Annotated in this window: 16 protein-coding genes; 12 read left to right on the top strand and 4 right to left on the bottom strand. The window is 49.0% G+C overall.

Annotation, left to right across the window (positions count from 1 at the left end):
• Positions 1-3: 3 nt before the first annotated feature.
• The 6 genes from mmsB to trhA all read left to right on the top strand — a co-directional run bounded on the left by mmsB (position 4) and on the right by trhA (position 4627).
• Positions 4-1167 carry a multiple monosaccharide ABC transporter permease gene (gene mmsB / locus AC1DLI_RS11855; RefSeq protein ID WP_477602736.1) on the top strand — a complete coding sequence of 388 codons (1164 nt, stop codon included), beginning with the start codon at positions 4-6 and terminating at the stop codon, positions 1165-1167.
• A 192-nt stretch (positions 1168-1359) separates the two neighbouring features.
• On the top strand, positions 1360-1689 hold the full coding sequence (locus AC1DLI_RS11850; protein WP_477602734.1) for a LapA family protein: 330 nt from the start codon (positions 1360-1362) through the stop codon (positions 1687-1689).
• Between the two features lie 169 nt (positions 1690-1858).
• Positions 1859-2776: a TRM11 family SAM-dependent methyltransferase gene (locus tag AC1DLI_RS11845; protein ID WP_477602732.1), complete on the top strand. Its 918-nt coding sequence runs from the start codon at positions 1859-1861 to the stop codon at positions 2774-2776.
• A 31-nt stretch (positions 2777-2807) separates the two neighbouring features.
• Entirely contained in the window at positions 2808-3011 is a 204-nt protein-coding gene (locus AC1DLI_RS11840) for a hypothetical protein (protein ID WP_183562303.1), read from the top strand.
• Between the two features lie 200 nt (positions 3012-3211).
• Positions 3212-3907: a lipase family protein gene (locus AC1DLI_RS11835; protein ID WP_477602729.1), complete on the top strand. Its 696-nt coding sequence runs from the start codon at positions 3212-3214 to the stop codon at positions 3905-3907.
• Between the two features lie 72 nt (positions 3908-3979).
• Positions 3980-4627: a PAQR family membrane homeostasis protein TrhA gene (gene trhA, locus AC1DLI_RS11830; RefSeq protein ID WP_477602727.1), complete on the top strand. Its 648-nt coding sequence runs from the start codon at positions 3980-3982 to the stop codon at positions 4625-4627.
• 128 nt (positions 4628-4755) lie between these two features.
• On the opposite strand, the gene AC1DLI_RS11825 is transcribed toward trhA, so the two are convergent.
• Positions 4756-5580 (bottom strand): lipase family protein, encoded by an 825-nt coding sequence (locus tag AC1DLI_RS11825; protein WP_477602725.1) that lies wholly within the window; start codon positions 5578-5580, stop codon positions 4756-4758.
• Positions 5581-5740: 160 nt separating this feature from the next.
• Between AC1DLI_RS11825 and AC1DLI_RS11820 the strand changes: the two genes are divergently transcribed.
• Complete coding sequence (locus tag AC1DLI_RS11820; RefSeq protein WP_477602723.1) at positions 5741-6709, top strand: Gfo/Idh/MocA family protein; 969 nt, start codon at positions 5741-5743, stop codon at positions 6707-6709.
• Between the two features lie 106 nt (positions 6710-6815).
• On the opposite strand, the gene AC1DLI_RS11815 is transcribed toward AC1DLI_RS11820, so the two are convergent.
• Positions 6816-8009, bottom strand: coding sequence for a magnesium transporter CorA family protein (locus AC1DLI_RS11815; RefSeq protein ID WP_477602721.1), 1194 nt, complete (start codon positions 8007-8009; stop codon positions 6816-6818).
• A 221-nt stretch (positions 8010-8230) separates the two neighbouring features.
• Between AC1DLI_RS11815 and AC1DLI_RS11810 the strand changes: the two genes are divergently transcribed.
• A complete protein-coding gene (locus tag AC1DLI_RS11810) occupies positions 8231-8785 on the top strand; it encodes a general stress protein (protein WP_477602719.1) in 555 nt (184 codons plus the stop codon).
• A gap of 116 nt (positions 8786-8901) precedes the next feature.
• On the opposite strand, the gene AC1DLI_RS11805 is transcribed toward AC1DLI_RS11810, so the two are convergent.
• Together AC1DLI_RS11805 and AC1DLI_RS11800 are read right to left on the bottom strand one after the other, a co-directional pair.
• On the bottom strand, positions 8902-10131 hold the full coding sequence (locus AC1DLI_RS11805) for an NAD(P)/FAD-dependent oxidoreductase (RefSeq protein WP_477602718.1): 1230 nt from the start codon (positions 10129-10131) through the stop codon (positions 8902-8904).
• Between the two features lie 91 nt (positions 10132-10222).
• The gene (locus AC1DLI_RS11800; RefSeq protein ID WP_477602717.1) at positions 10223-11092 is read right to left on the bottom strand and encodes an AraC family transcriptional regulator; all 870 of its coding nucleotides are present in this window, start codon (positions 11090-11092) and stop codon (positions 10223-10225) included.
• A 203-nt stretch (positions 11093-11295) separates the two neighbouring features.
• On the opposite strand from AC1DLI_RS11800, the gene AC1DLI_RS11795 reads away from it, so the two are divergent.
• From AC1DLI_RS11795 to AC1DLI_RS11780, 4 genes are all read left to right on the top strand, one after another.
• Entirely contained in the window at positions 11296-12468 is a 1173-nt protein-coding gene (locus AC1DLI_RS11795) for a galactokinase (protein ID WP_477602715.1), read from the top strand.
• A 44-nt stretch (positions 12469-12512) separates the two neighbouring features.
• Positions 12513-13499 carry a UDP-glucose 4-epimerase GalE gene (gene galE, locus AC1DLI_RS11790; RefSeq protein ID WP_477602713.1) on the top strand — a complete coding sequence of 329 codons (987 nt, stop codon included), beginning with the start codon at positions 12513-12515 and terminating at the stop codon, positions 13497-13499.
• 33 nt (positions 13500-13532) lie between these two features.
• Entirely contained in the window at positions 13533-15122 is a 1590-nt protein-coding gene (locus AC1DLI_RS11785) for a UDP-glucose--hexose-1-phosphate uridylyltransferase (protein WP_477602711.1), read from the top strand.
• Positions 15123-15335: 213 nt separating this feature from the next.
• Positions 15336-15788 carry a hypothetical protein gene (locus AC1DLI_RS11780; RefSeq protein ID WP_477602709.1) on the top strand — a complete coding sequence of 151 codons (453 nt, stop codon included), beginning with the start codon at positions 15336-15338 and terminating at the stop codon, positions 15786-15788.
• Positions 15789-15890 lie beyond the last annotated feature (102 nt).

The raw sequence follows: 15890 nt of genomic DNA, 5'->3' as shown, positions 1-15890 counted from the left end.
CAGATGGAAGCATTCAGCAAGTTGTTCAAAAGCAATATTCGCCAATATGGCATGATTATCGCACTCGTCTTAATCATGGTGTTGTTCCAAATCTTAACCGACGGCATACTACTGAAGCCGCTCAACATAACAAATCTGATTTTGCAAAATAGTTATATTCTCGTGCTCGCAATCGGTATGCTTCTTGTCATCATTACAGGCCATATCGATCTGTCAGTAGGTTCGGTTGCTGCGTTCGTCGGTGCGATCTCAGCGATACTAGTTGTAGATATGCAGATACCTTATCCCATTGCTATCATCTTATCGCTTGTATTTGGAGGACTAGTGGGTGCTTGGCAAGGATTCTGGGTCGCCTATATACGTATCCCATCGTTTATCGTAACGCTAGCAGGAATGCTGTTATTCCGAGGCTTGACGATGGTCGTTTTGAATGGGCAGTCGATATCTCCGTTTCCGGAAGGGTTTCAACGAATTAGCTCCGGTTTCATCCCGGATTGGTTCGGAGGCGAAGGCATTCATGTGCTTACGATTGTGATCGGATTGATCTTATCGCTCGTGCTTGTTTTTACGGAATGGCGCAATCGTTTGACGCAGCAGCGTTATCAGTTCAGCGTAGTACCGGGGCCGCTGTTCGCACTGAAACTTGTCGGAATCGTATTGATTATAAACTTGTTCACCTATGTTCTGGCAGCTTATGAAGGTATTCCGAATATTCTTATCGTCTTGTTCATCCTGGTTGTTGTTTACACCTTTGTCATGAATAAGACGGTCATGGGACGTCATATTTATGCGCTTGGCGGCAACGAGAAGGCTGCAAAATTGTCCGGCGTAAAAACGCAGCGGATGACATTCTGGGTGTTCGTCAATATGGGCGTGCTTGCCGCGCTATCGGGATTACTGTTCGCGGCCCGCTTGAATGCGGCAACGCCGAAGGCCGGCGTTAACTTTGAGCTGGATGCCATTGCTGCTGTCTTCATCGGAGGCGCTTCGGCGACTGGCGGCATCGGTACGGTTATCGGCGCGATCATCGGTGGGCTTGTCATGGGGGTTATGAATAACGGGATGTCTCTCGTTGGTCTCGGCATTGATTGGCAGCAGGGAATTAAAGGCTTGGTGCTGCTGCTCGCCGTAGCGTTTGACATTTATAACAAAAATAAAGCTGCATAAAAAAAAGGATGGTGTCCGATTAGTCGGGCACCGTCCTTTTTTTTGTGGAGAATGACAGAAAAAACGATGTGTCCAGCCTCTGTTAAGGCGCATTATCGATAACGATAAATCAAGAAGTAAATAGCTTGGAGCTCATGAATAGGCGAATCGGCGGGGTTTATGGTATGATTTCTGGAAAAGGGAGGGATCGGTGTGAAGGGACAAGGCATTCTCATTTCCGCGTTGGTGTTTGCGCTTCTTATTGCGATATTCGCTGTGATTAACGTCGATTCGGTTCAGGTGAATTTTATATTTATGAAGGCAACGCTTCCGCTGATCCTCGTTATTTTGGCATCAACGCTGCTTGGCGGCTTGACGGTTGGGCTGCTTGGCATGATTCGTCAGATTCGTTTGCAGCGGACAGTGAGAGCATTGGAGAAGCAAGTAGCAGAGCTGTCTACTGAGGCTGAGCTGCTGGGCGTAGCGCCAGCGGTAACTCGCTCGGAGTCGAAGGATGCAGCAGCAATGCCGCAAAGCGAGTAACATTTCACCGCGAAACGAGCTTTTGCCGAAAAGGTGGCGTCAGCCGTTTACACTTGAAATATAAGAAAGTATAAATTATAACGTTATACTATGCTTATATTTCATCGCGAAACGAGCTTTTGCCGCCAAAACGGCGTCAGCCGTTTACACTTGGATAGTGAGGGCATTTATGTTTATTTATACGTACGCGTGTCATGAGGATGAGGCTGCCTTGTGCGGGCTTGAGCTGCAAACCTTGTTCGGCCAGGCGGCAGCCGGGGGAGTAATTCGCAGTCCATATGCCGTATCCGTCCACCGCAGTCCGTTCATTAAACGGCGGATTGAGGTTACGCATCAAGCGGATAGCTTAGAGGAGCTCATCCTACAACTGCCGTCTATTGATCTAAATGACCGAACGTTCAAGGTGTTGTTCACGCAAGGCGATGAGGCGTTCGCCTACGATGAACAGAGGCAGCTCGAGCGGGCTGCCGGAGCGGTCATCCGGGGTAAAGCAGACATGCGCAAAGCAGAACGGCTCTTTGGTTTAACGAAGCTTCAGGGCAGCTGGTTTTTCGGATGGCTTGAGGAGAACAGCGCGGCATGGCTCAAGCATCAGAACAAGCCGCAAAATTATTCAACGGCGCTTCCGACTAGAGCAGCGCGGGCGATCGTTAACCTTGCGGCGGGGCGCTCCCCGGAAGAGCTGCAGCTCATCGATCCCTGCTGCGGAATGGGCACTGTCCTCATTGAAGCTTTGTCAATGGGGATTCGTATTCAGGGTGTGGATATTAATCCGCTTGCCGTTAAGGGAGCGAGGGTCAATCTCGCTCATTTTGGTTATCCTAATCAGGTGAAGCTCGGCGATATGCGGCTCCTTGAGGGGATGTACGATGCTGCAATTGTAGATATGCCATACAATTTATGTTCTGTTTTGCCGGAGAATGAGCAGCTTGTTATGCTGGAAAGCATAAAAAAATGGGCAAAGCGAGCGGTTATCGTGACGACGGAACCGATCGACCGGCAGCTGCGGCAGGCAGGTTGGCGGATAACAAATTACACAACCCTGAGCAAAGCCTCTTTTACCAGATATATAAGTGTAGTAGAATAAGAATATGTAGTGCATGAAGTGAGGTGAACCTATGTCTACAATCGAACAAAACGAATCTGCAGAGCAGCCGAAGAAGCTGACTCAAGCAGAGAAAGCGAAGCAGCTGCTCGCTCAGAAGAAGCAATCGAAAGCTGGAGGAGCTCCAGGCCAAACGCATCTTTCTACCGGGACGCAGGCACTGAAGAGCCAAAACACGAAGAAGGTAAACAATCAGCGTAAAAAAATGGGTGTATAGCTGTTAAAGTCGGTTAGTTAGATGCAGCAATAATCAAAGAAGAGCGCCGGCTAACAAAAGCCAGGCGCTCTTCTTAATTAAATATCATAAATATGCCAGAATGAAATTTGCGGTAAACCCACATAATGAATATAAAGTTAAGGGTTGAAAATCATAAGATTGAGCGACACAAGTTAATGTTTATTTTGGAGGGAATCGTTATGACGGCGACCAAACCATCACGAATGAATATCTATTTGCTTGCCGGTATCGCAACATCCAACAGTATTTTTACCGAATGCAAAATAAAGCTTGAAAAGCTATTTCAATCTGACGGCGTGGAGCCCGACATTCATGTCATTTTCCCCTATGGCGATGCCAGCCGCAGTTTGGTTCGGCAGGTGCTTGAGGTGAAAAGCGATTTGTCTAATCGTTTAACGGCAGGAAGAATCGGCGGGCAGCATGCGCTTGGGAAGATTAAAGAGACATTGACCAATGAACGCATTCTCCTGATTGGACACAGCGGCGGCGGAGCAGCTGCCTATCAAGCAGCGAAAATGCTGTATGAACAAGAAAAGATCGAGGATTTCCGCATCGTGCAGGTCGGATCGCCAAGAACGCCGATTGAGCCTAGGCTTCAGGACCGCGTCAGTTATTTTCATTCAATCGACAGATTGGGTAATCCAAGTGATCCGATTAGCCGGATCGGCACTTGGGGCGGCTGGAGCAGAGATCGCTTTACGATGCCAAGATGGAACCGCATGAAGTATGCGCCTGGTTATGTCGAGGGTATCCCTACGGTAGGAGGCCATGCCGATTATTTTCGCCATACGGAGGACTATGCCGACCAAGAGGCCGTCTGCAATTTGGATAAAACGGTTGACCGTGTGCGCGGCTGGTTGAAAGGATGGGTATGATCCTATACACTAAGAAGAAAGTATGCGGCCCGAAGGAATAGGGCTCATGCTTACGACTTAGGAGGTGAGCCAGTGGCAAATACCCATACGTACTCCAAAAAAGAAGAAATAGCTAACGCTGTCACCCATGGTATCGGAGCTGGTCTTAGCGTAGCCGCGCTTGTGCTGTTGATTGTATTCGCAGCATCGAAGGGGACGGGTCTTCATGTGGTTAGCTTTACGATATATGGAACGGCAATGCTGCTGCTGTATGCAGCTTCTACACTCGTTCACAGCTTCCCGGAGGGAAAAGCGAAGCGGGTATTCGAATCGCTGGATCACTCGTTTATCTATGTATTTATCGCGGGCACGTATACTCCGATTTTGTTCCACATCGTAAAAGGGACGCTCGGCTGGGCATTGTTTGGCATAGTATGGGGAGCCGCTCTCGTCGGAGTTATATTTAAAGCGTTTTTTGCATCGCGTTTTCTCTTCACGTCAACGATCATTTATATTGCTATGGGATGGATTATCGTTTTTGCCTGGAAGCCGTTGAACGAGCATTTGGCATCAGGAGGCATACAGCTGCTTGTTACCGGCGGTTTGTTATATACATTCGGTACGGTGTTTTATGTGTGGCGCGGTTTTCCTTATCACCATGCGGTATGGCATTTGTTTGTACTCGGCGGATCGATTGTCCACTTCTTTGCTATTTTGCTTTACGTGCTGCCGGCAAAATAAGGAATCCGCGTAAACAGCATAGCCCAAATAATTACGTATCCAAAAATAGTGAGGCAAATCTCATTCACCATGAATCCAGTTTCATGGAGGTAGAGATTTACTTCACTATTTTTTTGCGAGGCATGCTTTTAGAGATCAATCGCAGGGCACCAGCCGGGAGGATCTGCGCAAATGGACAAAGCAAATGAGGGATCCTCGTTTGCAAGATCGGCAAAGTAGCTCGATAAAATGTGATTGCCCGCGACGGAGCCCATCCGGAACGAGCGCTTAACTTCGCCTTTTACATGCATGTAGTAATACGTTTGTTTGGTTTTCGGGGATTGGTAAACGAGCGTTGGCAAATGCGGTACGATATCAAATTCATTTTGAAAGCGCCAGTGGGTTGCGATTGTTGCGTTATAGGTCGTCACAAACTTTGGATCGCCGATCCTAGGGGTCCCAAATGTATATACAATGGGGGACGTAAAAGCAGAATTGTTTGCCAGATCAATGGCCGCCAGCGTTGCTAGCGATCCGCCAAGGCTGTGCCCCGTAATGAACAATGGTTTATCGGGAGGAAGCTCCTTTAGAATATCGAGTATGCCGATACGGGCGGACATATAAATGTCGGTAAACCCTTTATGGGTGAGACCCGCGTTTTTGACGGGGCGGTATGCGGTCTGCTGAGCGATGAAATCGGATACCCAATCCACTGCGGAACCGCTGCCGCGAAAAGCAAGCACGGAGGCTCGCTCCGAAGACAGCACAAAACCGAATCTCTCCGCGCTGTTATCATAGGCTTTTGCAGTAAATTCGCCGACTAGGCTGTAGCCCCGCGGTACAAGGAACAAACCGTCCTTGTTGTTGTACTGCATATAGGTTTGCCCGCAAACGGCTGCCAAAAACAGAGCTGTTCGAAGATCCAGCTCCTGTGGTGCTTGTGTGTTTCTCGAGTTTGCTCCCTTTGCTCCCATATCATCCCTCCGCTCATACGGCTCCGGCTGTACCGATGTAGTATTGTATGATGAACTGGGCTAATGGGTACCGATGGATATAAAGTGGATATAAATGGACTTTATGATGGCAATCCAAGTATAATCGGGGAAGAAACCGATTCTGAAAGGGGATTCATTCATGACACTTCAAATAGGTATTGTGGGTACAGGCTGGTTTGGCATGATGCATGCAGAGAAGCTGGCCAAGCTGGACGGTGTGAATGTCGCGGCTTTCGTTGCGACGAATCAACAGAAAGCCGATGCGGCAGCACAGCGTTTTGAGGGCGCACGGGGTTATGATTCGATTCATCATATGCTTGATGACCGAAAGCTTGATGCCGTGTATGTATGTGTACCGCCGTTCGCGCATGGTGAAATCGAGTCAGCCTTACTTGAGAGAAGCATTCCTTTCCTGGTGGAAAAACCGATCGGAGTAGATGAGCAGCTGCCGACTGCCATTTTGAAGGGCATAGAGGAGAAGCAGCTTATCACATCAGTCGGCTATCATTTCCGTTACATGGAGGGGACCGACCGTGCAAGAGAGCTTCTGCGCGAGCGTACGGCTTTAATGGCGCTTGGTTACTGGATGGGCTCTATGCCAGGAGTAAGCTGGTGGCGCAAAATGGAGGGCTCGGGCGGACAGTTCGTCGAGCAGACAACCCATATCGTGGATTTGCTTCGCTATACTGTTGGTGAAGTAACGGAGGTTTATGCGGCATACGGCGACCGTTACATGAGCAGTGTCGAGGAAGGCGTAACCGTTCCTGATGTGGGTACGGTAACCTTAAAACTAGCAGGGGGCGCAGTGGCGACGATTAGCAATACTTGTGCCATTCCGGCGGGCGACCGTGCCGGGTTGCATATTTATACGAATAAGGGCGTACTGGAGCTGGGACATGGCGGATTGATTGATATGGAAGCGGGACGCAAAACAGAATATGCAAACCGAACCAATCCCTATGAGCTGGAAAACGATGCTTTTCTGCATGCGGTGAGAACGGGAGATACGTCGCGTATCCGATCGAGCTATGCGGATGCGGTGCTTACGCATCGAGTTACGATTGCGGCAAACTTATCTGCGCGTTCAGGACAGCCAATCAAGCTGTAGACAACGATTTAAATGAAGAAAAACCGTCTATACAGGTTATTGACCTGCATGGACGGTTTTTTGTTTGCATTCTGATGAGATGGTTTATGGCATGTAAAGAATCGGGTTAGTTTTTTTTTCGGCCTGAACGGGTTTTTGCTTGCGGCGGCGGTGCAGAAGCTGCTGCGGTAGAAGTTCGTTCGGAACGGCTTGCCTTCATCCGATCTGAGCGCTTTCCCCTTGGTGAGGAGCTGTCTGGTGCAATGATTTCCTTTGGCGTACGCCCATTCAGTAAATCGCCGGTCCAGCCTTTCTTCCAAAGCCAAATATACATGAAGAGAGTGATTATGCTAATGACGCCTATCATGGCCGCGAAACTCCATTTATAGTCCTTGAACGGCAGAATTTCGAAGTTGACCCCCCAAATGCTGCCTATGATCGTAGCCGGCAGGAATAGGACGGTAAATATCGTGAGCGTCTTCATGATATCATTGCCGCGGAAGTTAGAGATGGCATCGTCCATGGAGATAAGAGTATCAATTTCAAGCGCGTAATGCTTGAGCAGAGCATCGATTCGCTCAAGTTTATGGGTGATTCGCTGGAAGCTGTCAACATCGGTAAGATCGTTCATGAAAGCTTCTTTTGCGGCGCTGTGCACCTCTCTAATTGGGATAAAGAGATGGCTCCAATGCAGTAATTCATAGCGTCTCTCGAAAATAATATCGATGAGACCAGTGCGGTTCTCTTGGCGCATCGTCGTTTCCAGTTCGCCAAGCCGCGTCTCAAAGCCGTCCAAGCCGGCATGAAAGGTATCCAAAACGATGCTAAGCATAATGAAAAACGCTTCAGGGGCGGTCGCGCAGCTGTCGAGCTTTGAAGTATGCTGAGCGGATTGCACCCTGAGCGGAAGGCGCATATCCTCATGCAGCGTCAGTAATCGGTCCTCGGTCAGCCAAAAATGAAAGGGCTGAACATCTGCTTGATCATCGGATATTTGAAACATGAGGGTGCCGAAGAGCAGCTTCTTCGAATGAGAAGCGTCACCCACCGAAATCATATTTGTCCGTCTGCCGGAACATTCATCAATCCAAGAAGCGCATTCCGGAAAAAGATGCTTTAGCTCATCCGTGTGCTGCTCAGCAGCATCCTGTTCTTTTCTCGTAATGGCTTTAACGGCTCTTTGCTCTTCGCGTGAAGCATTTGTATGTTTTTGTGCATCTTTTCTGCTTGGCAAGGGTTCATTTCTTAGGGGTTGCTGCCTTGCTTGCTGCAGTACATGCCATTCCCATCCTGCGGGATAGCGAAGCATCCGATGGATCATCGCTTTGCCTCCTGCTTGTCCGAATTTCCAATATCTATTCCTTCATCATACCGTGAACTGCATTGATGCACAACCTAATCGTCAGATTAGGCAATACCATCTTAAATTCAAGCTGCCATTCTACAAAATGCGACTTATTCCGTCAAAAACAGGGCATACCAAGATTAGCTTGAAGCATGAACAGCATATGTATTTCTGTTTGTATCCAGGAGGTAAAGTCGATGGCTAGAAAGATTGGTATTTTTGAAACCGAACAGCAAGCAATTACTGCGATAGAACAACTCGAGCAGGCTGGCTTCGTCCAGGGCGAGATAAAAGTGCTTGCCAAGGATTCCGAGCATTCTAGGCGCATAGAAGCGGAGAGCGACGTCCATGTTGATGAGCTCAGAGAGCTTGAATCTACGTCAGACCATGATGGATCAAGCACCTTTGGAATGGCCGCTGCTACCGGTTATGCCGGCGTCGGCACAAACGCCGTTTACGGGATAACGGGTTATGGAGCGGCGCCTTATGCCGTGGGCGGCAATCCTTTTGCGGCTGCCATATTGTTTAATGAGGATGAGCACAGCAGCAGTTTGCATGCGCTCGGACTTGACGATGACGAAGCGCAAGTGTGCAGCAAAGCGCTGCAAAGCGGTTCCTTAATCGTCATCGTTGAAACCGATGAGAGCAAGTCGCTGTTTGATAAGGAAGGCGGTCCTGATTTGTCGCGCCTCGGCGCGGCAGAGGCCGTCTTTCGTGAATGTAACGCCTCAATAATTGCATCCGGTGCATAAGAGTCATTGTTAAGGATGTAAAAAAGAAGTCTCATTTAATACGCGAGTTGTTTCTTGCGGCTAGATGAGGCTTCTTCTTATTTATCTAAGCAAGTCTACATGCATGCAGGCTGCCTCTAGACATTAGTCAGGGATTTACGGTCCAGCTTCACCATATCCATTAAAGGATGTTTATCGCCAATAATCAGATCGCGTACGATATGGGCAGCAATCATACTGTATACGGTTCCGTTGCCCCCGTAGCCTAAGCAGTAATAGACGTTCTTCCAAGCAGGATCGACACCGATAAACGGCAAATTGTCGCATGATTCCCCAAAAGTAGCGCTCCATTCAAATTCAATCGGCGCCTGGAGCTCGGGAAATAGCGTTTTTAGCTGTTCATGCAGCTTTTTGCTTCGTTCTTGCCTTTGCTTTTCACTGTGAAGAGGCTGCTCGATATGCTCATCCAGGCCGCCAACGATGACGCGCCCATCGAGTGTCGTACGCATGTATAAATAAGGGCGTGCGGTTTCCCACACTAAAAAACGCTCATGCCAGCTTTCAAGATCATTCTGGATTCCGGTTACGAGCGCGAAAGAGCGGCTCATTTCCGCTTTGATCAGCTTACCGCGAAGCTCCTCAGGCTCGTAGCCGACCGCGTAAACCACATGTTCGGCTTCGATCTCATAGCCATCCCCGGTGCGAAGGCGGTGAATACCGCTTGGCAGTGTAACATGCGCAACAATATCCGTTTGCTCATAAATCTCAAGTCCGGCATCGGCTGCGGCGTTAGCGACACCGTTTACAAATTGATAGGGATTTACCTCTGCATCGCCATGTGTAATGATAGCGCCAGGCTTCCGGAACGGGAAATGCTTCTCGATATCATCAGGGGACCAATATTCAACGTCAAATCCGGATGCTTTCAGTGCCTCGTACTCTTTTTTTAGATTTGGCAGGTCTTGCTCGGTCGTAGCGTAAAAGAGGCTGCTTCTTCTTCTAAAGCCAACATCGGCTTTTAAAGATTCGGCGGCTTTTTCAATCAAATCAATGGCATCCCTGCATGCCCTATAAAAACTTTGAGCGTCACGCTCTCCGATTTGGTCAATTAAGTCGCATAACATGATATCGTTTGAGAACTGCAGCAAACCGCTATTTGCCAAGGTGCTGCCGCCTGACACCTGTCCCCGTTCTGCCATCAACACGGACAGGCCGCTGTCTATGAATACGGATGCGCAAATGGTGCCAGACATCCCGCCGCCGATAATGGCAACTTGTGTTTTTTTGTTTTCCCGCAGCGGCGTAAATTTCCGCGTACGGTCTAATGTATCCGGCCAATATAAGTTGCCGGTATATAGCTCCTTCATTGGTCATCACTCCCTAAGGTAGTATTACCCGATTTTAGGAATATGAAGCGACGGAAGGCCGATACTAATGCATGCAGGTTAAATGGTAAAATTATTCCTCAAGGCTCCGCATCGCTTCGCGATATGCCGTTGGCGATTGTCCGTGAAAACGGCGGAATTGCTTCGAGAAATAAAGCGCGTCCTGCAGTCCGACAGAGGCGGAGATCTGTTCAATCGTAAGCTCGGGACGTTCGCGCAGCATCTGCCGCGCTTTGTCGATTCGCAGTTGAAGGAGGAATGTTACAGGGGATACGCTGGTCCGCTGCTTGAACAAGCGAGACAAATAGGCCCGGTTATAACCAAGAGATTCTGCCATTTGCGCAATAGAAACCGGATGGGCATACTGCGTGGACAAGTAATGGACAACCTGCCGGAACAGATGGTCGCCCTCTGCCTGCGCGGTGCGCGGCGAGCTTCCGCTTTGTGAAAGCAATAATGTTTTGTATTCGGCCAGCAGCAAGTGCAGATAGCCGGCCGCCTTCATATCCGCCGCGATGCCGCCGCGCCTGAAGGTCTCGAATATTTGACGGAACAAGGCACTGGTGCGCCGTTTATCCGGAGTAAACACAACCTGCTGCCCGGCAGTAAAGCCGGATGCGGAAACGAGCTCGGCCGCTTGCGTTCCATTAAAAGCGACCCAGCGGTACCGCCAAGGCTGGTCGTTGTCCGATTCGTAGCTGATCAGCTGCTCCGGMTCAATCAGGAAAGTGTGGCCGGCACGGAGCTCATGCCTATTGCCGTCGCAAATAAAAAGCCCTTTGCCCTCGAGCACGGTATGCATTAAATAAAAATCATACACCTTTGGGCCAAGCCGGTGGAGGGGCTTGGTCTGGCTCTCGCCGGCAAACAGCACATTCAGCCTCGGATTCTCGCTGCCGTCAATAACCGGATTGGAGGCTACCTTATACATATCCTGCTGCATTTTACATTACACCTGCTTTATATTGAAATGATAATGCGAACAATTGCATAGTTTTCACTATCATAGCATGTCCTCTGACCTACAGAGAAGTCACATTAATCCATATAAAAAGCACTTGCCGCCATTTCGTTTTACAGCGGGTTCCCTTATACTGAAGTTGAAATCAAAACAAACTAATTTGATAAAAAGGAACGTGATAGCAAATGGCAAACATTGACGCGCTAACACAGCAATTCATACAGCAATACGGCGGAGAAGCGGGCGACATCGCCGTATTCCATGCTCCGGGCCGTGTAAACCTGATCGGGGAGCATACAGATTATAACGGAGGTTATGTTTTCCCGGCTGCACTAACCTTCGGTACGACTCTGCTTATCCGCAAGCGACCAGACAACCAGCTTGGACTTGCGACAACGAACTTCCCTTCTTCGAAAAGCTTCTCGCTGGATGCGATTGTTTATGATGAGGCTGACGACTGGATGAACTACCCAAAAGGAATCGTATATGAGCTTCAACAAAGCGGCGTGCAATTCACTAACGGCTACGACTTGCTGTACCATGGCGAGATTCCGAACGGAGCTGGACTTTCCTCCTCTGCTTCCATTGAAGTTGTAACGGCGTTCGCGCTTCAAACGCTGGAAGGCCTAAAGACAGACAAGGTGAAAATCGCTTTGCTTTCGCAAAAATCCGAAAATGAATTTAACGGCGTGCAATGCGGCATCATGGATCAATTTGCCGTAGCAAACGGCAAAAAGGACCATGCGATTCTCTTAATGTGCGATACGCTCGAGTATGATCTTATTCCTTTTGTCTCAGGCAAATATAAGCTTGTCATCGGAAATACGAATAAACGCCGCGGTCTTGTTGATTCAGCATATAACGAGCGTCGTGCGCAATGTGAGCAAGCGGTTCAGGATCTGCAAGGGGCGTTCCCCGAGCTTACTCTGCTCGGACAAATCAGCCTTGAGCAGTTCAATTCCGCTAAGCATTTGATTAAGGATGAGACCGTACAGAAACGTGCTCAGCATGTCGTGGAAGAAATCGACCGCGTTCTGCAATCGATCAAAGCTCTGAAAGCAAATGACCTGGCTCAATTCGGCCAATTGATGAACGGCTCCCATGATTCATTGCGCGATCTATATGAAGTAACAGGCGCAGAACTGGATGCGATGGTTGCGGCGGCTCGTCAAGTGCCAGGCGTGCTTGGCTCCCGTATGACGGGCGCGGGCTTTGGCGGATGCACAGTTTCACTCGTGCATGAAGACAGCTTAGAAGCGTTCCAAGAAGAGGTAGGCCGCAAATACAACGAAGCGACAGGCTTAAAGGCTGACTTCTATGTATGCACCATTGGAAACGGCGTAGAACGTCTCGTATAATCACTTTATTTCAACAGCAACCATTTGGAGAGGGGAAATGAAAGATGGCAGTTTTAGTGACAGGTGGAGCAGGTTATATTGGCTCGCATGCCGTAGCGGCTTTACAGGAGCGCGGTGAAGAAATCGTTATCGTCGACAACCTGCAGCAAGGACATCGCAGCGCATTGCTTGGAGGGAAACTTTACGTGGGCGATCTTCGCGATGCAGCGTTCATGGATACGGTATTTAAAGAGAACGAGATCGATGCGGTCATTCATTTCGCAGCAAACTCGCTAGTGGGCGAGAGCATGAAGGACCCTGGGAAATATTATCATAACAACGTGTTCGGTACGCTGTGCCTGCTTGAGAAGATGAACGAGTATAATGTTCGCAAAATCGTATTTTCGTCCACTGCCGCAACTTACGGCGAGCCGGAAAACGTGCCAATCGATGAGTTTGACCGTACGCTTCCGACCAATGCTTATGGCGAAACGAAGCTGGCTATGGAAAAAATGATGAAATGGTTCGATGTTGCCCATAACATCAAGTTCGTTTCCCTTCGCTACTTCAATGCAGCCGGCGCGCATGAAAGCGGAAAAATCGGCGAAGACCACAGCCCGGAAACGCATTTGATTCCAATCGTGCTCCAAGCAGCGCTTGGTCAGCGTCCGCATATTTCCGTCTTCGGGGAAGATTACGATACGCCGGACGGCACTTGCATCCGCGACTATATCCATGTAAGCGACTTGGCTGACGCGCATGTGCTGGCTGTAGACCGCCTTCGCAGCGGAGCGGACAGTGCCGTTTACAACCTGGGTAACGGAACGGGCTTCTCGGTCAAACAAGTCATCGATATTGCCAGAGCCGTAACCGGAAAAGAAATTCCTGCCGTATTTGAGGCTCGCCGCGCAGGCGACCCGGCTACGCTTGTTGCTTCGTCTGATCGTGCCCGCAAGGAGCTGGGCTGGAATCCGAAACGCGACAAACTCGAGGACATTATAAGAAGCGCTTGGAACTGGCATGAAGCGAATCCAAACGGTTACAACGACTAAGGTTACCCGCTTAACCGAAAGGGGCTACATCAATTGGCAAAAGAACAACACGAGATATCAGCTAACGACGCGCTGATTCTAATCGAAAGATTGCTGCAGTTCGCTGTGCAGCGTAAGCTGCTGGCCGATCAGCTGGATACGCATGCAGCCAGAAATGAGCTGCTTGATTTGTTTGGCTTCACGGAAGCTTTCGAGGGGAATGTAACCGAGGAGCATCTGGAGAGCGCGGTTCCGCTGCTGGAGTGGCTGCTCGATTACGGTTATGCAATCGGATTGATCCCAGACAACTCTACAACATACCGCGACCTGCTTGATGCCCGCATCATGGGTTATTTATTGCCGCGTCCATCCGAAGTGAGCGCTGCATTTCAGCGTTTAACTAAGGAAGAGGGGCTAAAAGCAGCCACCGATGCCTTCTACAATCTGAGCATCGACTCGAACTATATTCGGATGGACCGCATACGCAAAAATTTGTACTGGCCCCATGAGACGGAGTTCGGCAAACTCGAAATCACGATTAACCTTTCGAAGCCTGAGAAAGATCCGAAGGAAATTGCCCTGCTCAAAACGATGCCGCAGGCGAAATATCCGAAATGCTTGTTATGCGTCGAAAATGTAGGATACGCGGGACGTCCGGATCATCCTGCGCGTCAAAACCTGCGTGTATTGCCGCTGACGCTGCAAGAGGAGCAATGGTATTTCCAATATTCTCCTTATGTGTACTACAACGAGCACAGCATTATTTTCAAAGGCGTGCACGAGCCGATGATTATATCCCACTCGTCCTTTGCAAGGCTGCTCGATTTTGTGGAGCAATTTCCGCATTATTTTATCGGCTCTAACGCCGATTTGCCGATCGTTGGCGGCTCGATTCTAAGCCATGACCATTTCCAAGGCGGCCGTCACGTGTTTCCGATGGAGGCTGCCTCCACTGATGTCTTATTTGTTGATCCGAAGCTTCCCGGCGTTCGCTTTGGTATCGTGAATTGGCCGATGTCTGTCGTACGGGTCAATGGCACGTCAAAGGCAGACGTACACAGCGCGGCATGCCGACTGCTCGACGAGTGGCGGGCTTATAGCGATGCTGCGGCAGATGTGCTTGCTTACACCAAGGAAGCGGACGGTAAGCTAACGCCTCACAACACCATCACGCCTATTGCAAGGCTGCGTGATAACGGCGAATATGAGGTCGATTTGGTGCTGCGCAACAACCGTACAAGCGAAGAGCACCCGGACGGCATTTTCCATCCGCATCAGCACTTGCATCATGTTAAGAAAGAAAACATCGGGTTAATCGAAGTCATGGGGCTTGCGGTGCTGCCAGGACGCTTGAAGGATGAGCTAGAGCAAATCGCAGCTTATTTGACAGGCGAGGCAGCAGCTACTTCCGCTGAACTTCAGGCTGATACACATCCGCTTCATAAGCATGCGGACTGGCTCTTGTCGCTTATCGAGCGCTTTGGCACGGCTAATACAGCGGAGCAAGCCAAAACAATCGTGGAGTCTGAAACAGGCGGCAAGTTCTTGGAGGTGCTGAAGGACGCAGGGGTGTACAAGCGTACAGCAGACGGCGCTGCAGCATTCGAGCGGTTCTTAACGACAATAGGGCTTCAAAGAGCATAGTATAAAAGAACCTCCATTTGCGCTGGATGATCAGCGGCGGAATGGAGGTTTTTATATTTTTGTAAGAATGAGCCAAAACGCTTAATAAACATGAAATGTGAAATTATATTAATTTGTAAAGTGACAAAATTTATGGTATTTTTTATATGATAAACAAAGCTATTTGAATAATTATTTTTATAACTCTATAAACTATTTATCGGAGGGGTCATGATGTCCGAAAAAATGCTGCCGCTAGACGATTTTTTGCAGCTGAGCACAGACGAGCAGGTAGAGAAGCTTAAGCGTTGGAAGATGGACTATACGCTTAAAGATATTCGAGAGGCTTGGAATTTTAAACATTCCGCCCAATATTACATGCTGCTGAAGAAGCTGCGCATTTATGAAAGAGTCGTAAATAAATCAGATAAATTTTATCCTGTACAAGAGCAGTTGATCGCCAGGGCCAATGCGGGCGGAGATCGCGGCTGGGCAGGGCAGAATGCTTACTCGGATCGGAAGCTGCCGGCAGATAGCTTTGACTATCACTTGAATACGACGTTAAGCGGGCCTGAACTCGCAGATAAGCTGGAGAGAATCGCACATTTCCTTAAAGGCGAGCATAAAGAAGTATCGATTAAGCTGTCTATAGAAGCTGCGGAAGTGGAAGCCGAAGAACAGGATTAATAGCTGTAAAAGCAAAAAAAGAACCGAGCTCGGCGAAAGTGCCAGGCTCGGTTCTTCTTATGTTGGAAAATGAAAATTATTGTCTGATACTGGAATATTTTG

It is taken from the genome of Paenibacillus sp. 01T443 (assembly GCF_056398325.1).
Note: the sequence above shows the minus strand (reverse complement) of the source record. Positions and strands in the feature narration are given on the sequence as shown.